The sequence below is a fragment of the Rhizobium sp. AN6A genome, assembly GCF_900215635.1.
Taxonomy (GTDB): domain Bacteria; phylum Pseudomonadota; class Alphaproteobacteria; order Rhizobiales; family Rhizobiaceae; genus Agrobacterium; species Agrobacterium tumefaciens.
On the sequence record NZ_OCNC01000002.1, the window covers coordinates 1 to 17,751 of the forward strand.

A 17,751-nucleotide genomic window follows, 5' to 3' on the forward strand; every position below is an offset into this window, starting at 1 on the left:
GCTGCTCGCAACTTCGGTTTCTGCTCTGGCGATGCATGTGCCGGCCGCAGCGCAGGGCACCGGTCAGGCAAGCGCCTCACCACGACAGATTTCGATTGCCGCCGGGCCGCTTACCTCCGCCCTCAATCAGCTAGCCACACAAACCGGCCTGCAGATCATGTTTGACGGATCGGTTGCCAATGGCAAACGGTCCCGCGGTGCCACCGGTAATCTGACGCCGCCACAGGCGCTTGACGCAGTGCTTGCCGGCACAGGCGTCCAGTCGCGTTTCGCCGGTCAAAATCAGATCGTCCTCACTGTTGCCGCGAATAATACCGATGCTGTCGGCAGCGACGGCACGACGGTACTGCAGGCGATCACGATTTATGGCGCCCGCAATGCCACGACGCTGGCCAGCACGTCTTCGAGCATCGGTATCGTCACCGCGCAGGAAATTGCCGATGGACAGATACACAGTTTTCGCGACAGTTTCCGCCGCATGGCAAACGTCATGGATGGCGACTGGGCCGACGCCGGTTTCATCATTCGTGGTGTCAGCTCCGAGGGTCTTGTCCCCGGCGGCGCGCCTCTTGCAACGCTCTATATCGACGGCGTTCAACAGACGGTGCGAGGTGCGCGCCGCGGGGCACGCGGGTTGTTTGATGTCGAGCAGGTCGAAGTCTATCGCGGACCGCAGTCCACCCTGTCGGGGCGCGCTGCCATGGCTGGTGCCATTTACATCAAGACCAAAGATCCCACCTTCGAAAAGGAGGCGGAACTTTCGACCACAATCGCCACCGGCAATCTCTACGGCACCGGCTTCATGTTCAATGCGCCGCTGATGGACGATCAGCTCGCCGTTCGTATCTCCGGCGAAGTTCAGCGCAGCAAGAACGATATCAACTACCCGACATTCGCGGGTTACGAGAACTACAACGAGTTCACGCACGACTTTTATTACCAGGTCCGCGGCAAGGTCCTGTTTGAACCGGCGGAAATGCCGGAGACGCGCGCCCTTCTCAGCTACTCGTTTTCGCATGACAACCCAGCTGTTCGCGATATCGGCGGCCCAAAAGGCTCCACCCCCTTCAGCTTCGACCAGAAACGCGGCGATTATCTGCTTCCGGCCTACATAGAATATCGCCCGACCGACGTGCATAATGTCGGGCTGGAGGTAACGCATGATTTTTCAGACGAGCTGAAGCTGACGTCACTTTCGGCCTTCAGCTATTCCGACGCCGATCGTCTCTCGGTCAATTATGGAACCCCGGGCGAAATCAACACCTATCATGGCTACTACAAGGAATGGATCGCCTCCCAGGAACTCCGCCTCAATTATGAAGGTGACAAATGGGACTGGGTCGGTGGCGTCTATTTTGCTTTTGAAGATGAGAAGAATTTCTACGATCGCACCATTCCGCTGACCGCCACCGTCAACCGCAACCAGGTTCAGCACAATACGCAGAAATCGTTCAATGCCGCCCTGTTCGGAGAGGCGACATATGAATTCGTTCCGACATGGAAAATCACCGTCGGCGGCCGGCTGGACTATACGGATCAGGATATAACCCAACATCTGGTGCGGACCCAGCCTCTTGGCGGCAGGCCGACCGTTTTGACGGACTATGCCGCATCCTTCAACGAGGTCAATTTCGTACCGAAAATCGGCCTTTCGAAGGAACTGACGGACACACAGACGGTCGGAATTACCTATTCCCAAGGTTTCCGGACAGGTGGCGCGAGCTACGATTCTTATCGTCGGACGGCCTATAACTACGAACCGGAAACGGCATCGACCTACGAGATTTTCTACAAAGGCTCGTTCATGGATGACCGGCTGACCGTAAATTCAAACGTTTTCCTCACCAAATATTCGGACCAGCAGGTTCTGATGCAGCTCGATCCGACGGATCTGCTAAGCCGGCGCATCATCAACGCCGCGTCATCTGAAGCGTGGGGCTTCGAGTTCGAGCCGTCGTTCAAGGTAACTGACAACCTCGAAACCTTCGCATCGCTTGGCTACGTCCATACCGAGTTCAAAAACTTCAACGATCTGACTTACGGCAATCTGTCCGGCCTGCCATTCCCGGAAGCGCCCGAGTGGTCGCTGGGTCTTGGCGCTCGCTACACGTTTGATAACGGTGTCTATGTCGGTGCAGACGCCAAATATACCTCGAGCTACCTGGCACGGCTGGGCAGCCTGCCGCACGATTATCTCGACAGCCGTTGGATCGTGAACCTGCAGGCCGGCTACAAAACGGAGCGGTGGGAAATCAACGCCTTCGCGCAAAACCTGCTGGACGAGGAATATTTTGTCTACAACGACAATGATATTGCCGCCACGCTCGGCGAGCGCCGCAGTGTCGGCCTGAACCTCAAGGTCAAGTTCTGATGCGTTTCCTGCGCGGCTCCATGCCGCGCAGGCTTCCATTTCTGGAGTAATGAATGATCCTGCGATCGTTTCTCATCTTGCTGATGGGACTTTTTGCATCCGGCGCTTCGGCGCAATGTTCGGGCCGTTCCCTCACGACAGGCGTGTATGGCGCACCGATCTGCGTGCCGGACACACCTCGCAGGATCGTTGTGCTCGATCCCTTCTATAATCTGGGGATGGCGCTTGAACTCGGCCTGCCTGTGGTCGGCGCGCCGCTTATGTCCGTTCAGGACCATGAACTGAAAGGAAAGGCCGACAAGGCGACGGTCTCCGATATTGGCGAAGCCCGGCAGCCCAGTCTCGAGCGCATCGTGGCCCTGAAGCCGGACCTGATTGTCGGAGACGCAGCCCTGCACGGTCAATCCTACCAGAACTTCGCCAAGATTGCGCCGACTGCGCTGATCGACGCAAAGAACTGGAAAGACCATTTCCGCACATTGGCGCTCCTTTCGGGAAAAAGTGATGGGGCGGCAGGGATGCTGGCCAGCTACGAAAAACGTGTTGCCGCCATCAGAGAGAAGACTGCTTCCCATAAGGTATCGGTATTGCGGGTGACGCCCAGCGGTTTTCATGTCTATCTCGACGGTCCGGCTGCCTATGCGCCCTATGCAGTTCTTCGTGACGCCGGCATAAAACGCAGCGTTTATGAAACGACTGAGGACAACACGGTCTTCAAACGACCCGAATGGGAGGACCTCGCCCTCCTCGACGGGGACATCCTGCTTTACGTCGTTGCCGGCAGATACGATACAACCATGGACGATGCGCTTGCCGACCGCACGACGAGCAACCCCTTCTGGCAAATGTTGCCGGCAGTCGCATCCGGAAACGCCCACCGGGTAAAGCGCGAAACATGGATGAGCTTCAACGGCATCGGCTCCGCAAACAGAGTCCTCGATGACATCGAGCAATATCTGCTGGACAGGCCGTGACATTGTTTCGCAGACTATCGAAGGCAGAAAGACCGATACATCCTCGCCGGTCGGAATTTTTCTGCTCGGTCCTGCTTCTGCTCGCCATTGCTGGCCTGCTGGTTTCCGCAATGCTGGCAATAATGGCTGGCCCGGCGCCCCTTTCGCCATCGACGGTGCTCTCTGCAATCTTCCGCTTTGACGGCTCGCGTGATCATCTCGTCGCAACGTTGCTGCGCTTGCCACGCGTCGCGGCGGCCATGATCGCAGGTGCGGGCCTGGCCGTTTCAGGTGCAATCATGCAGGCGGTGACAAAAAACCCACTGGCTTCGCCGGGGCTTCTCGGCATCAATGCCGGCGCAGCTTTTGCGGTCGTCGCCGGCCTGTCGATCATGGGCGTTTCGGGCGACGTGCTGGTCTGGTATGCCTTTGGTGGCGCGGCATTTGCCGCGCTCTGCGTTTTCTTCATCGGCTCTATCGGCCGTGTGGGTGCGACCCCGCTGATCATGGTGCTCGCTGGAGCCGTCGTGGCGACATTCCTCACATCTTTGACCACGGCAATTCTGATCTTCGACCAGACGACACTCGATGCCGTGCGCTTATGGACAGTCGGTTCCTTAAGCGGCCGGACGATGGAGCACGTCTTCACCGTGCTGCCATATTGGCTTGCAGGACTGCTCGGCTCACTGCTGCTCGCCCGTCATTTGACGACACTCAGCCTTGGCACCGACGTCGCCACCGCGCTTGGCCAGAACCTCGCCCTTTGGCGCAGCCTGTCGGTGGTGATCGTCATTCTCCTCTCCGGCAGCGCCGTTGCACTTGTCGGGCCTGTCGGCTTCGTCGGCCTCGTCGTACCGCATATCGTTCGTATGGCCATCAGCGTGGATTACCGGTGGGTCATTCCCTTCAGCGCCGTCATCGGTGCGATCATGGTTGTCATCGCCGATCTCACCGGGCGGATCATCCTGGCCAACCAGAGTTTCCCCGTCGGCGTCACGATGGCGCTGATCGGAGCACCGTTTTTCCTCTGGCTGGCGCGTTATCGCACGGGGGCAGGCAGGCCGTGACACGAGCAATAACTGTTCTGATCATTCTCAACCTTCTAGCCGTCATTGCTGCCATGATCTGGGGTGACCAGTCGATTGCCTGGCGTGATGTCGCCAACGCGGTTATCGGCGGGGCGTCACCCGACCTGCAGATGATCGTCATCGAATTCCGGCTTTCAAGAGCAATGCTGGCCCTGCTTGCCGGTACAGGACTTGCCGTGGCGGGCACGATTTCCCAGACCGTCATGCGCAATCCCCTGGCAGAGCCCGGCGTTCTGGGTATCAATGCGGGGGCAGCGCTCGTTGCAAGCGTGGTTATCATCCTTTTTGCTAATGTTTCACCAACCGTTCTGCCCTGGGCGGGCTTTGCAGGGGCCGTCACAATGGCGGCGGCCGTCTACGCGCTCGCCTGGAAACGAGGCACGTCCTCTCTCAGGATCATCCTTGTCGGCATAGGCCTCAGCGCCATGGCCGGCGCGGGAACCAGCTTTTTGACCGCATTCGGCAATGTCATGGATGTGCAGCGGGCAATGATCTGGCTTTCGGGCAGCGTCTACGGCGCTGACTGGACCAAGGTCAAAAGCCTTTTACTGTGGCTCTCCGTTCCGCTGGCTCTCACCTGGTTCTCCTACCGGCAGCTGGACCTCATGCGTTTTGGCGACGATGTAGCGACCGGGCTTGGGCAGAAGGTCAATCTCGTGCGTGCATTCCTGATATTGCTCTGTACACTGATATCGGGTGCCACCGTCGCGATGGTGGGGCTGGTGGGGTTTGTCGGCCTGATCGCCCCGCATGTTGCGAGACGGATCGTTGGCCCTGCCCATCAAGCCCTCATTCCGGTTGCTGCTCTGACAGGCAGTCTTTTGCTGCTGGTCGCTGATATTATCGGCCGCACGGTCATCGCACCGGCCCAGCTGCCGGCCGGTATCGTTACAGCCCTGCTGGGGGCTCCATTTTTTGCCTATCTTGTGAAGGGCCGCCGGCATGCATGAAGACCATCGCCTCGCGACACGCAATCTGTCCCTTGGATATAACGGCTCCGTCATTGTCGACGACCTGAACCTGAAAATTCCGTCCGGGCAATTCACCGTTCTCGTCGGGAAAAACGGATGCGGCAAATCCACGATATTGCGTGCACTCGCCGGACTTCTCAGCCCGATGAAAGGCGAGATATTTCTGGACGGCACAACGACGCGGAAAATTCCATCGCGGGAACGAGCAAAACACATCGGCGTTCTCACGCAGGGGCCGCAGGCTCCAGAGGGGTTGTCCGTCGCCGAACTGGTCCGGCAAGGACGTTATCCCCATCGCAGGCTGTTCGAGCGCTGGTCCAGCCGTGACGAGGATGCGTGCACCCATGCTCTCGACCTGACCGACATGACATCGCTTTCCGGCCGTCCGGTAGAGGCTCTCTCCGGCGGCCAGCGACAGCGCGCCTGGATAGCGATGACGCTCGCCCAGGAAACGGATATTCTTCTTCTGGATGAACCGACGACTTTTCTCGATCTCGCTCACCAGATCGAAATACTTGAACTGATAAGGCAGCTTGTTCATGATAGAGGTCGCACGATCGTGGCGGTTCTCCACGATCTCAACCAGGCTGCCCGTTACGCCGATGAAATCGTTCTCATCAGGGATGGCAAGGTATTTGACTCGGGGAACCCAAGCGCCGTCATTACGGACAGGAATGTTCTTGATGTCTTCGGAGTGAATGCCGTCATTGTGCCGGATCCGCTTTCGGGAACGCCGATGTGTGTCCCGGTGCCGTCATGCAGCTGAGCGGGCCGCAAGATGTGGCGGCCCCGCAACATTCGTTAGGTTTTTCGTAATTTGCAATGCTGCTTCTCTCATCGCTACGCATTCGCACCCAAGCTAAAAGATGTAATGAATCCAGACATAAACATGATAAAAACTGTCTTCTTTTTAACGGGAAAGGGTTTCTTGTCGCCATAGACCGTAAATCATTGCACTTGCATCGCTTTTTCCTCGCCATTAGAAATTCCTCAGCGGCAACGATGGGAAAAAAACTCCATTGCCGGATGATGACAAGGTTCGGACGAACGCCAAGGAGCTCCAGTTTGCGCTCCGTATCCGCCCTTTAGTTGTCGCATATTGCAACTTGCGGAGGATCAGGAAAGCGATGCGGATGTCGACGGCCAGCCTCAATGAGAGTAGCGGAACCGACCTGCTGAACAGGGCGATCGTTGAGCACTACAGCGACATCATCAAGGCGGTGGGTGGACGCAACCGTTCAGACGGAGCTGCGCGGGAAATTGTTCACGATCTCTACGTAAAGCTTGCACTGCAACCGGATGCGCTCTCCGGCAAGCGATCGATAAAAGCCTTTCTGTGCCGCGCCGCTTCCAACATGCGGATCGATCGGATCAGACGCGAGCAATTCGAGTCCCGGCTTTTCTCCGGTTCGGACGAGGATGCAAGAGGGATGATCGCGACGGACTGCGCTCCCGACCAGGGGCTGGACGTCGAGGCGCGACTGGCGATACTGAAACAGGCCATTGCCGACCTGCCGGAAAAACGGAGGACGGCATTCGTGCTGCACAGGCTGCATCATCTCACGCCCGACCAGATCGCCTCCAAGTTGAAAATTTCGCGCAACATGGTCGACCGGCATCTCAGACGTGCGCTCAGCCATTGCCTCGACCGCCTTTTCGAAATGGAGTAAACATCCTAATCTAGGCAGTTCATTCGTCTACACATTGGAGAGCATAATTGGAGCGTTCCGTGCAACGTAGACGTCTGACGCGCGATCAGCGCAAGCGAAACAGAGATGCAGCCGACTGGGTCTTTCGCAACCGCGACCCCGAGCAGCCCGAGACGGAGCGGGCGGAGTTCCATCGCTGGATGGAGCTGGATCAGGAGAACTGTCGGGCCTACACGGCTGCAAAGCGCATTCTTGGCGAAGCGAGAACTGCGATCCGCTCCGATGCCGGGCTTAGTGATATGCCGGTTGAGAGTTCACCGCGTGGGCGCAACGCGATCATCTCTTCAATTGTGGCAATCATTTCGGCCGGCGCACTCTTCATTGCCCTAGATGGCCCCATGCGTCTGAGCGCGGATGTCATGTCCAGCGCCGACGAAATGCCGGAAGTCACGCTGGAAGATGGCTCCCGGGTCCAATTGAACGCGCAGTCGGCAATCGCACTCGATTTCACCAGCGAACGAAGAACGGTTCGGCTCCTGCGCGGGCAGGCCTTCTTCCAGGTAGCCCCGGATGCGAACCGTCCGTTCTCCGTCAGCACCGAGGATGCGCTGGTCACAGCCCTTGGCACGGCTTTCGATGTTCGCCAAAGCGCGACAGACACGCGCGTTGCCGTAACGGAACATTCCGTCATGGTAGAGTTCAAGACTGAGGGAGGCATCCCGGTGAAACTCGGGGAAGGTGAAGAAATGCTTCACCTGAACGAGACAGGCGAAAGCACGATCCGGAAAACGGATGCAGCTACGGCTCTCGCCTGGCGTCAGGGCCGGCTCACCGTAGACAACGTGCCGCTCTCCTACGTTATCGAGGAAATACAGCGGCATTTTCGAGGGCGCATTGTCATCGGGAACGAAGCGACCGCTCGACGTATCGTCAGCGGCACGCTCTCCGTTAGCGATACAGAGAGTGCGCTAAACTTCCTGCGCACCGCCCTTAATATCCAAACATACAGGATTGGCCCCGTCATTGTCGTAACGTCCTGATCTTTAAATGTCTTGGGTACAAAAACGCTAGGGCCGCACCCTTTTTATGCGACCCTATTATCGCTCCCTCAAAAGGTTTGTTTTATTGAGATGAAATGAAAATCGGCTGGAGTTGCGATCGGCGCCGATAATGACTTCACCCTCATTGCGAGTTTGCAAACAAGTCAAGCCCTTACCGCTAGCGTCGCCTTAACATTTGCGACGGTATTTACCGCGATGAGCTCGAACCTGCCGACCGATGCGGGCTATGAAGATCCCGAATTCGCCGGAACCATTCAGTGGTGCGGTGACTGCTTTGATCCAGAATGGTTCGAGCTGTGCATCGTGGCCAAAAATGCCCGCAATGCTCTGCGCTCGAACGCCAAAGGCGCTTGTTTCAACAGAAGGTTAAAGCCTCCCCGAAGAAATGACGGGGCTCGATCTAAGGTGCGGCTCTTGAGCGGAATCGAACAATCGTTCACCTAGATAATGACGTTAGTGGAGTTCATTGCACTAGCAGCAATTTATTTCTGCAATGACAGCGATCGGGTATGCCGACGCTCGCCCGTACGCGTCAGTGCACCGATCTGCGGTGTTGTACCTGAAGTTTTGCCAGTTCCACTCCATGAGTTATAGAATCCCTCTCTATAACTCAAAATGCCATAAATGAGCTATTGCAAGCCCGTCTATCGCTCAGCACCACAATCTGCAGCTCTCCATTCAAGAGGCAGCGATCGACAGCTAACCACTTGCCCTAAACATATTTTGTTAACGGGCGCCCCCTATTTCCGCTCGCTCTCGGCATTGGTGTCGAGAGAAACGGAATGAGCATGACGAAACACGACCTTTCATCACGTCATTTTCAGCGGAAAATTTCAGAGCTCTACGAGCTTCGCATCGCTCCCATCGCATCCAGACGAGTGTTGGAGAATATACGGCCTTATATGGCCAGTTTGATCATCTACCGGAAATCGCCCCCGCTTCTGAATGGCCATATCGACTGGACGATGATCAGTCAGGCCTGTGGGATCGAAGCCGAGTTGACGGCAGAACTGCACGCCTGAGCTCCTCTGTACTCCATTCAGGTTGTGATGTGCCTTTGCTCAATTTCAAATGCCTCCCACCCCATACAAAAGCTGACATCGATCTAGAACCAGCTGGCCAGCGAAGCGTTGTTAATGTTCTACGTAGGATCTGCTTTATTGGGATGGAAGTGGAATGGCATTAATTTCGGACCGGTATCGGGACATATTTGTTGGTGATGGAGAGATGGCGCAGATGATGCGGCGCCATGATTGGGCGGAGACTTCACTTGGTTGTCCGGACGAATGGCCCGAAGCGCTGAAGGTCGCAATTCGGCTGTTGCTCACCTCAAAATTTGAAATGTGGCTCGGCTGGGGTCCAGACATCGCCTTTTTCTATAACGACGCCTATAGGCCGACCTTGGGAAATAAGCACCCCAACGCGCTTGCTGTGCCGACAAAGATTTTATGGTCTGAAATCTGGAATGATATCAAAGGGCGCTTGGAAACCGTCTATTCAAGCGGAGAGGCGACGTGGGACCGAGCGCTGCTCTTGCTGCTCGAACGCGACGGGTATCCGGAGGAGACGTATCATACCTTCTCTTACAGTCCGCTGATCGGAGATAGTGGCAAGGTCGAGGGCGTCTTCTGCGCGGTCACGGAAGAAACCGAGCGGGTCATCAGTGAACGCCGCCTTGCAACCATGCGTGCCCTGGCGTCTGGCCTCGCCGTGGCCGACAGCGAGGTCGAAGTCTTCAACGCTTCACGCGAGGCGCTTAGCGACAACCCTCAGGACCTTCCCTTCTGCGCACTTTACGTTTTTGACGACAATGGCAATGCGAGGCGCCGGTGGGTTTGCGGCGCAGCTGAAGCCGACGCTTTATTGCCGGTAACAATCAACCGTGGTGTGGGCATCTGGAACCTTGAAAGCGCCTGGCAAAAACAGGCCGTGGAGCTGATAAAGTTCTCGGCCACAGACGTCGTTCCTTCGGGGCCTTGGCAAAGAGCGCCATCTCAGGCTGCGGTCATTCCTTTGGTCGGACAAGCCAGCGACCAACCCAAGGGGGTAATGATCAGCGGGCTCAATCCGCACCGGGCGGTCAGCGACGATTATCTGGATTTCCTTAAATTGATTGCCGGCCAGATTACCTCGCGTTTGGCGAGCGCTGAAGCGTTTGAAACAGAACGTCGACGGGCAACGGCGCTTGCAGAGGCTGCTGAGATCCGGGAAAAAGCAGCGCTGGCACTCGAGCAACTCAATCGTCAACTCTCGTCGGAAGTGGAACTTCGGACCGCGGAGCGGGATCGGATGCGCGTCCTGTTCCAGCAAGCCCCAAGTTTCATGTGCATCCTCAGGGGGCCTGAACACACATTCGAGCTGGTCAACGATGCCTATAAGCAACTTGTCGGGCATCGCAAGCTCCTTGGCCTCAGCGTTAGAGACGCGCTTCCTGAGATTGCCGGGCAGGGTTTCTTCGAATTGCTCGACGGTGTTTTTCGATCGGGCAAACCTTACATAGGTCGCTATGTGCCTGTTTTCCTGGAACGGAATGGCAAGGAGCAGCCGGATGAGCGCTTCGTACATCTGATCTACCAGCCAATTTTTGATCTCAACGGATCGGTTACCGGTATCTTCGTTGACGGCTTCGATGTCACGGACCAAAAGCGTGCTGAGGATCAGCTTCAGAGCCTTAACCACACCCTTGAGGAAAAGGTCGAGCAACGCACTCTTGAACTGAGAACCACGCTTCTGAAGCTTGAGAAAGAAACTGTCGAGCGCGAAACCGCACAGATCGCTTTGAGACAGGCGCAAAAGATGGAAGCGCTGGGCAACCTCACAGGCGGCGTGGCGCACGACTTTAACAATCTTCTCCAGGTCGTGAGCGGCAACCTGCAGCTTCTCACCAAAGATATCGACGGCAATAGGCGGGCAGAACAACGCCTGCATAATGCCTTGGCCGGTGTCGCTCGCGGCGCAAAGCTGGCATCGCAGCTTTTGGCCTTCGGCCGCCGTCAGCCGCTTGAGCCCAAAGTCGTCAATGTTCGAAAACTCATCCAGAATATGGACGATATGCTGCGCCGGGCACTGGGCGAAGAGATAGAACTCGAAACCGTTGTCTCCGGCGGCCTGTGGAATACGCTGATCGATCCGAGTCAGTTGGAGAACGCCATCCTGAACCTGGCAATCAATTCGAGGGACGCGATGGAGGGTCGCGGACGATTGACCATCGAGACCGGAAATGCGGTTCTCGACGACGATTACGCCCGTTCGCACGACGATGTCCGTCCCGGACAATATGTACTCGTTGCAGTGACCGATACGGGGTCAGGAATATCACCGGATATCATCGAACTTGTCCTAGAACCGTTCTTCAGCACGAAAACGGACGGGAAGGGAAGCGGCCTCGGTTTGTCGATGGTTTACGGTTTTCTGAAGCAGTCCGGAGGCCACCTCAAAATTTACAGCGAGGTGGGGCATGGGACGACCATGAAGCTCTATATGCCGCGCACGATGCAGGCCGAAGACAGCCTGAGCGATCCAAAGGCCATTGCGGTGACGGGCGGCACGGAAACTGTTCTCGTGGTTGAGGACGATGACGGCGTTAGGGAAACATCGGTGGCGCTGCTGACTGACCTTGGTTACCGCGTCCTCAAGGCTCACGATGCACAGTCCGCATTCGCCATCGTCAGCAGTGGCGTTCAGATCGACCTGCTGTTCACGGACGTCGTGATGCCGGGCCCGATGCGCAGCACAGATCTTGCGAGGAAGGCCAAGGCTCAGTTCCCAGGCATGGCCGTATTATTTACCTCAGGTTACACCGAAAATTCGATCGTCCACGGCGGCCGGTTGGACGCTGGTGTCGATTTGCTGTCCAAACCCTACACGCGCGAGGCACTGGCCCGCAAAGTCCGCCACGTTCTGAACAACGCGCAGCAACACATGATTGCCTTGCAACGGACGGAGCGCCAGAAGCCGGCGCTTGCACCCGAGCCGAAGCCGGAACCGGAGCCGCGTGATAGCTGCCCAACGGTGTCGGCAAAACCGCATGTCCTCATCGTTGAGGATGAGCCGCTTATCCTGATGTCGACGGTCGACATGGTAGAGGAGCTCGGTCACACGGTGCATGAGGCCAACTCAGCGGAAGATGCCCTTGGCGTTCTTGAAACCAACAGGATCGACATGTTGCTGACAGATGTCGGTTTGCCCGGCATGTCCGGGATCGAACTTGCAAGGCAGGTACGGGAACGCTGGCCAAACGTGCGGATCGTTTTTGCAAGCGGCGACGACAACGCCAAGACAGCCTCGGGTATTGCCGATGCGCAGCAGTTATCCAAGCCTTTCACTATCGACGGGCTGCGACAGGTGTTGGGTAAGGCCCATCAGACCATGTGACCTCAGTTTCGCTGGAATGGCGTGCGCATGGGTGTAACGACATTTGCCATCGCGCTGTTTGGCGATGGCGTGCCGGTCACTCGCTCGAGGTTGACTATCCCGTCTCACCCGCCCTGTTGACCACCGGGTCATCACGATTGTGGGGCTGGATCTGTGGAGATACCCAGATGGCCCCTGGGCGAGCGAGGCCACCTCGCCTTTCGCCGGGTAATGCGCCGTTCGTTTTATAGCGAAAGTCGACGCCTCCTCGGCGTACGGCATAGTCCGATCGACAAGAGCCGTGTGGCATATAACACCACCAGGTCGATACTGGAGCAGCCGTTCGCCGCGGGGACGAGATCACTACAAGCTGACGCCCTCCAATTTCGCGATCAGCGTGTTGCGATCCTCAACCGATTTCAATCGCACCGTTAGAGCTTCGCTCTTAACCGGCACCTGGGGCGGCAGAGAGACCGCAACGCCGGGAATGTGTTCGGCTGCCCACCGCTTGAAGCGAGGCAACTTGTTGGGGCCGCTGATGGGAAGGGTGTGGGTATATCTGAAAGTCATGACTGCTTCTTTCTGGATGCGGGCAATGCCTTGGCACAGGCGGCCAGATTTGCTCCGCAGTTTTAGTGTCGGGTTGCGAAAATCCTGACGCCAATGTCGCGATCGCAACTATCGGCGCCAGGCAATCAGCGTCCGGCACTAACCCTTCGGATAGGAAAGACGTAACGCATCGTGAGCGCGAAACCCGTAAGGTCCATCGTCGCCATGTCAGACACCAGAACTTTGCGGCTCGCTCAATCCCAGGATCAGACGGCCAGAGCGACGGCGGGTGTGGAAGCACCCCGGCTCCTCTTCGAGCTTCCGTACAAAGTCGGCCAGCGCGATATCATCCAGCCTGTCCGCCGCCGCTTGTGGGGAAAACCATCGTCTTTTTCGATGCGCTTTTTCGCGCCAGTGGGTCAAAGTGCCGTGCACGTTCATACCGAATATCGTGACGCAGCAGACAAGCTGAGGACCACCGTTGATGGCCTTGATATATCTGTAAGTCATCACCGGAACCGGGGAAATATTCCCAATAATCCCTGCCACTTTGAACGCATGTCGAGAGGCTGTAACGAAGGGCGGACATTCTTTCACGAGCGAGCCATTGGGCACGATCCAGCGCTCGCGCCCACGGTCCGTGACAAGCAGCACCTTGCGCTCGCCGTCGCGCCCGATCCGCGAGGGAAGTACTCCGACCTGCTGCAACTCGCCTCTATCAACAGGTGACGAGACGATACGGCTTGTTGTCGTCGCGCGCGTCATTGTCCTGCACCCTCCGCGAGCCAGCGAAAGGGCAGTCGAAACTCGTTGCGCTTGCAAAGATGAGGGTGGCGTTCGGCTCTCAGCGGAACAGACGCTTCACACCAAGGGCACCGGGCGGCGGCACCCGGCAGCTGACGGTTGCAGGCAGGGCAGATTGGAAGGGGGCGAAAGAGGGACATAAAATACGCTCCATGGACATCTCGCGCGAGCGACGCGAAACGAACCGCACTGTTAATTGCGTGGTTCCCGGAGCGGCTGGGTCTATGGCGGCGTTAAAGGTTCAGTGCTGCCAGCTCCGGGTTAGGGAACGTGCCTGATCAGTAAGCCTGAAAAATAGGGTTTTCATGGTCTTTTGCATGATGCTTATCTGGGCGAGGATCGTGTTACCTGCAAGGTGACCTTTTGCCGCACGATACGAATGATGTCGGACTATCCGCGCCAAATTGCGCCTAGAGAAACTTCGTGAAATCCACTCAGCGTCAAAAAGCTCTGCGGCACTTTATCGCCTAACGTTCAGGCCCATAGAGGCCATGGACGATCCAGCGCCTAAAGTTCGCCCTTCCGGTGTTGAGATGGGCTGACCCCAAATGCTTTTTTGAAGCTCTGGGTGAAGGCACTTTGGGTTGCAAATCCCCACATCTGAGAAATCTCCTTTACGGACCGATCCTTATTCCGATAGATCTCGTCGCGAGCTTTTTGAAGGCGCAGAGCAAGCTGATACTCACTGATTGTTTGTCCCACGCAGTTCAAAAAGGAATACTGCAAAGAACGAACACTGACCCCGCTCAGGCCCGCCAAGAGTTCAGGAGAGCTTCTGGCCGCTGGGTGCGCATGGATATAATCAATCGCTCGACGGACCTGTCGTGGAGCAATGACGGGCACAGGCGCCTCAAGTTTTTGCGTGTAGTTGTTCGGATAGTTTAGAAGAAAACTGTCAACGATCAGATTACCCATACTCGGGGACTGCTTATTCAATGACCTGGCAATTCCTTGTAATGGTGAACCGTTCAGCATTTGGACAAGAGCCGGAAGTCCTTCGAGACTGCCATGATCCAGAGCGCGTTTGCTAAATTCGATCGGCTGAACCACAGGCCGATCGAGCAATATCGACATGCGTCTTGATAATAGAGCGTCTGAGATTACGACTGTTGAATGTTCGCTACCATCAAGGACATCCACACTGTCGGCGTGCCGGTAGCCAATGACCTGATTAGCCGCAATCGATAGCCTTTCACCCCGGAAGTCATATTCTGTTGCTCCCTTGCTCGCGAAATTAAACAGAACAGCGTCGAACATCGCAATGGGAGTAACGCGATACGAGCCTATCGTCGCCGACCATTCGAAGAATACTTCATCGATCACGGCGAGATGACCGGTGACCCCGTAGTTGTCGTGTGAGCCCAGTGGCATGACAGCGACGGGGGCATAGGCCTCACTCAGGTACTCTTCGACTTCCCCAATATCTCTCGACGAGATCTTGAGCTTTTTGTACAGCCCGTCCGACATTTCCCACACATCCCAACATAGGTTGACGTGATAAAAAGCGCATTAGGTACCAATTCAAATCACCTGAAATGGCATCATAGGTCCCTATAATACCGACCGGTGCGGCATCATTTAGATCGGTCGGTCAACCGACGGTATCGCTCCAATTCGGTCGTAATCAGTCATGCTTGCAATCTGCGTTGCCGAAGACGTTCTCGACGTCCTAGCGGACGGTTCAGAGGACATTTGTCCGGTACGACGGCAATAGTCGCAAAAAAATTGCACCTCAGAAACATACCTGCACTTTACAGGTGGCTCATCGGCTTCACGCGCCTTTTGAGAGTGAGAGTTTTCGACTATTCTTAATTATAAACATTGGCCCCTTACCGGTCGCGGCTCTAAACCTCTAAAACGTTCACGTCGAATGGCTTAGCCAAGGATTACGGCCTAAACGTCCGCGACATAAAGTGGTTTGGATACGGATTTGATACAGAGATGTCTGGATGAGCAATCAATTATTTCGGCCTCCAAGCTTTTAGCGGCGATGGAAAACCCGAAAAGGCTCGCAATACTGCGGATTCTCGTTGAGGCCGAAATGCCGGTTGGTGAGTTGGCACATCGGGTTGGCCTCAGCCAATCAGCCTTGTCGCAACACCTCGCCAAGCTGCGCAATGCAAACGTCGTACAAACCCGCCGTGACGCGCAGGTGATCTACTATTTCAGCCATTCCGATGCCGTGCGGCGTATTTTAGCTACTTTGGAAGCGATTTTCCGCGAGCAGCCGCCTGTGTCTCCGGCTGCGGCGCCAAGCGGGAGATAAATTCGCGCCGGCACATGAAGCCGGCAACGTTATGGATGGCCTGTGAGGACTGGAAAAGCGGCTATTGCCAAAGCCCATACCGAGTGGTGTTGCCATGTGGTTACGTGGCAAAACACGCGGCGGGAATTCGGCGAAACGCTAGCGCGAGATCGGCAACTCTACGCCTTCCTTCATCGAGATCGATGGGCGCGGGAAGACCGGCGCACTGACTGAGCTTGACGGACTTGCCAACCGAAAGCGGCGCGAGGCGAACGTGCGCTTCCGCGACGAGGCCAGCGACTGCGACTGCGACTGCGACCTCGACGACATCGGCAATGGCCGCCGGGTTCAACCCGGGCAGAGAGGTTGCAGACGTTTTTCTGACGGATGTGACCATGTTCCTACTCCTATCATCTGCGACGATAGATAGTACGTATCGCATGTTTTGATCATGCTTCGGATTTTTCCTTCTCCGTTTGCCGTGCTATCCCTACTCCCCCATTCGGCGCTGGTGAGACGCCGTTCACGGCGAAATCTCCAACGATACGGTCGTGATAGATACGGGGATTGTGCGAGGTTATCGTGCGGGCGTTTCGCCAGTGACGATCAAGACCATGGCTGCGTTTTGCAGCGGAGGCGCCAAGCGCATCGAACAGGACAGTGGACGCATCCAGGATAAGGTTGCTGACGACCGTGACCGACTGGCTGACCTCCAGCTCCGCGTCACGGTTCGCAGATGCAATGCGCTCCTCGTCTCCAGACAGGTTGGCATCATAGGCAGCCTGCAGGGCTTCTGCCGCTTTTAAAACAATGGCGCCGGCGCTATAGGCCGCTCCTCTGATCCTCCCCACGACCTGCAGCACCTGTGGGTCTTCGGAAAAACGCGCGGCGTTACTGCGTTGATAGATCCGTTTGCGCTCTGCCACATGGCGGGCGATTTCCAAAGCGGCCGCACGGCCAATACCGGCAAGCGAGGCCAGATGGACGAGCTGGAAAAAGCCACCCGAATAGCTGAAGCGAAGAGCGCTGGGCTTGATCAGGTCTTCGGAAATCGCCACGTCCGTAAAACGCGCCGTGCCGCTTGCCGTCAGCGCCTGCCCAAAACCATCCCAGTCGTTGAGGATCTCGACGCCTTCGGCCTTTGTGGGAACAAGCGCACCAACCGGTACGCCATCGCCATCCACGGCTCCGAGCGTGATCCAGTCGGCATAGAGCGAGCCGGTCGTATAATATTTCTCGCCATTCAGCCGCCAGCCGCCGCCATCCCGGGCGAGCTGAGTGGAATACGTTCCAAGTTTGGCATCCCCAATTTCCGAAAAGCCGCTGCCAATGGTTTCGCCACGCCCGATCCGCTCCAGCCACGCATCCCGCCATGGCGAGGGTGCTGCATTGAGCAGATCTTCCGTAAAGCCAAGGTGGCTGCGATAGGCATTGGTGAGGTTGGGATCCGCCTGCGCGAGTTCAATGATCAAGCCAAAAAGCTCAGGAAGCGTCAGGCCCAGACCACCAAATTTCTCCGGCAGGCGCAGTCTGGAAAAGCCAGCCTTTTTCAAAGCTTCATAGTCGTCGAAACGAAGCTCGCGTTCCAGATCGTGTCGTATTGAATCTTCGCCAATTTCGGAAAAAATTCCCCGAAATCTCTCGGCGATCGCGTCAAAGCGTTTGCTGGGCGCAGAACCCCAGGCATGGATGGCATTGGTCATTGGA

At 56.6% G+C, this 17,751-nt stretch carries 15 protein-coding genes and 1 pseudogene; 11 read left to right on the forward strand and 5 right to left on the reverse strand.

The features are described from left to right. Window position 1: 1 nt before the first annotated feature. The 10 genes and pseudogenes from CRO62_RS01335 to CRO62_RS01375 all read left to right on the forward strand — a co-directional run bounded on the left by CRO62_RS01335 (window position 2) and on the right by CRO62_RS01375 (window position 12,467). Window positions 2-2,371, forward strand: coding sequence for a TonB-dependent receptor (locus CRO62_RS01335; RefSeq protein WP_323455426.1), 2,370 nt, complete (start codon window positions 2-4; stop codon window positions 2,369-2,371). A gap of 53 nt (window positions 2,372-2,424) precedes the next feature. Next, the gene (locus CRO62_RS01340; protein WP_080863809.1) at window positions 2,425-3,345 is read left to right on the forward strand and encodes an iron-siderophore ABC transporter substrate-binding protein; all 921 of its coding nucleotides are present in this window, start codon (window positions 2,425-2,427) and stop codon (window positions 3,343-3,345) included. After that, entirely contained in the window at window positions 3,342-4,391 is a 1,050-nt protein-coding gene (locus tag CRO62_RS01345) for a FecCD family ABC transporter permease (RefSeq protein ID WP_097098879.1), read from the forward strand. The genes CRO62_RS01340 and CRO62_RS01345 overlap by 4 nt, the downstream gene beginning before the upstream one ends. After that, window positions 4,388-5,362 carry a FecCD family ABC transporter permease gene (locus CRO62_RS01350; protein WP_097098880.1) on the forward strand — a complete coding sequence of 325 codons (975 nt, stop codon included), beginning with the start codon at window positions 4,388-4,390 and terminating at the stop codon, window positions 5,360-5,362. Before CRO62_RS01345 ends, CRO62_RS01350 begins: the two co-directional genes overlap by 4 nt. Further along, window positions 5,355-6,149: an ABC transporter ATP-binding protein gene (locus tag CRO62_RS01355; RefSeq protein ID WP_097098881.1), complete on the forward strand. Its 795-nt coding sequence runs from the start codon at window positions 5,355-5,357 to the stop codon at window positions 6,147-6,149. The genes CRO62_RS01350 and CRO62_RS01355 overlap by 8 nt, the downstream gene beginning before the upstream one ends. Window positions 6,150-6,510: 361 nt before the next feature. Beyond that, a complete protein-coding gene (locus CRO62_RS01360) occupies window positions 6,511-7,053 on the forward strand; it encodes an RNA polymerase sigma factor (RefSeq protein WP_097098882.1) in 543 nt (180 codons plus the stop codon). A 59-nt stretch (window positions 7,054-7,112) separates the two neighbouring features. After that, window positions 7,113-8,072 carry a FecR family protein gene (locus CRO62_RS01365; RefSeq protein WP_323455427.1) on the forward strand — a complete coding sequence of 320 codons (960 nt, stop codon included), beginning with the start codon at window positions 7,113-7,115 and terminating at the stop codon, window positions 8,070-8,072. A 216-nt stretch (window positions 8,073-8,288) separates the two neighbouring features. Continuing rightward, complete coding sequence (locus CRO62_RS26980; protein ID WP_143539372.1) at window positions 8,289-8,537, forward strand: hypothetical protein; 249 nt, start codon at window positions 8,289-8,291, stop codon at window positions 8,535-8,537. 338 nt (window positions 8,538-8,875) lie between these two features. Continuing rightward, a pseudogene (locus tag CRO62_RS01370) lies at window positions 8,876-9,106 on the forward strand (hypothetical protein); the annotation flags it as partial. A gap of 214 nt (window positions 9,107-9,320) precedes the next feature. Further along, window positions 9,321-12,467 (forward strand): response regulator, encoded by a 3,147-nt coding sequence (locus CRO62_RS01375; protein WP_097098884.1) that lies wholly within the window; start codon window positions 9,321-9,323, stop codon window positions 12,465-12,467. A 342-nt stretch (window positions 12,468-12,809) separates the two neighbouring features. On the opposite strand, the gene CRO62_RS01380 is transcribed toward CRO62_RS01375, so the two are convergent. From CRO62_RS01380 to CRO62_RS01395, 3 genes are all read right to left on the reverse strand, one after another. Next, complete coding sequence (locus tag CRO62_RS01380; RefSeq protein ID WP_097098885.1) at window positions 12,810-13,016, reverse strand: hypothetical protein; 207 nt, start codon at window positions 13,014-13,016, stop codon at window positions 12,810-12,812. Between the two features lie 207 nt (window positions 13,017-13,223). Further along, on the reverse strand, window positions 13,224-13,760 hold the full coding sequence (locus CRO62_RS01385) for an NUDIX hydrolase (protein ID WP_097098886.1): 537 nt from the start codon (window positions 13,758-13,760) through the stop codon (window positions 13,224-13,226). A gap of 546 nt (window positions 13,761-14,306) precedes the next feature. Continuing rightward, window positions 14,307-15,266 carry a helix-turn-helix domain-containing protein gene (locus CRO62_RS01395; protein ID WP_097098888.1) on the reverse strand — a complete coding sequence of 320 codons (960 nt, stop codon included), beginning with the start codon at window positions 15,264-15,266 and terminating at the stop codon, window positions 14,307-14,309. A 478-nt stretch (window positions 15,267-15,744) separates the two neighbouring features. Between CRO62_RS01395 and CRO62_RS01400 the strand changes: the two genes are divergently transcribed. Beyond that, a complete protein-coding gene (locus CRO62_RS01400; RefSeq protein ID WP_143242039.1) occupies window positions 15,745-16,065 on the forward strand; it encodes an ArsR/SmtB family transcription factor in 321 nt (106 codons plus the stop codon). Window positions 16,066-16,165: 100 nt separating this feature from the next. Here the strand turns inward: CRO62_RS01400 and CRO62_RS01405 are convergent, their stop codons facing one another. Both CRO62_RS01405 and CRO62_RS01410 read right to left on the reverse strand, forming a co-directional pair. Continuing rightward, window positions 16,166-16,441 carry a hypothetical protein gene (locus tag CRO62_RS01405; RefSeq protein WP_323455428.1) on the reverse strand — a complete coding sequence of 92 codons (276 nt, stop codon included), beginning with the start codon at window positions 16,439-16,441 and terminating at the stop codon, window positions 16,166-16,168. A 52-nt stretch (window positions 16,442-16,493) separates the two neighbouring features. Next, window positions 16,494-17,747 carry an acyl-CoA dehydrogenase family protein gene (locus tag CRO62_RS01410; RefSeq protein WP_097098889.1) on the reverse strand — a complete coding sequence of 418 codons (1,254 nt, stop codon included), beginning with the start codon at window positions 17,745-17,747 and terminating at the stop codon, window positions 16,494-16,496. Window positions 17,748-17,751: the final 4 nt, after the last annotated feature.

What these genes read in the sequence shown, in the direction of transcription:
- CRO62_RS01340 (WP_080863809.1), top strand. Translation starts at nt 2,425, where the DNA reads ATGATCCTGCGATCGTTTCTCATCTTGCTGATGGGACTTTTTGCATCC.
- CRO62_RS01355 (WP_097098881.1), top strand. Translation starts at nt 5,355, where the DNA reads ATGCATGAAGACCATCGCCTCGCGACACGCAATCTGTCCCTTGGATAT.
- CRO62_RS01360 (WP_097098882.1), top strand. Translation starts at nt 6,511, where the DNA reads ATGCGGATGTCGACGGCCAGCCTCAATGAGAGTAGCGGAACCGACCTG.
- CRO62_RS26980 (WP_143539372.1), top strand. Translation starts at nt 8,289, where the DNA reads ATGAGCTCGAACCTGCCGACCGATGCGGGCTATGAAGATCCCGAATTC.
- CRO62_RS01375 (WP_097098884.1), top strand. Translation starts at nt 9,321, where the DNA reads ATGGCGCAGATGATGCGGCGCCATGATTGGGCGGAGACTTCACTTGGT.
- CRO62_RS01380 (WP_097098885.1), bottom strand. Translation starts at nt 13,016, where the DNA reads ATGACTTTCAGATATACCCACACCCTTCCCATCAGCGGCCCCAACAAG.
- CRO62_RS01385 (WP_097098886.1), bottom strand. Translation starts at nt 13,760, where the DNA reads ATGACGCGCGCGACGACAACAAGCCGTATCGTCTCGTCACCTGTTGAT.
- CRO62_RS01395 (WP_097098888.1), bottom strand. Translation starts at nt 15,266, where the DNA reads ATGTCGGACGGGCTGTACAAAAAGCTCAAGATCTCGTCGAGAGATATT.
- CRO62_RS01405 (WP_323455428.1), bottom strand. Translation starts at nt 16,441, where the DNA reads ATGGTCACATCCGTCAGAAAAACGTCTGCAACCTCTCTGCCCGGGTTG.
- CRO62_RS01410 (WP_097098889.1), bottom strand. Translation starts at nt 17,747, where the DNA reads ATGACCAATGCCATCCATGCCTGGGGTTCTGCGCCCAGCAAACGCTTT.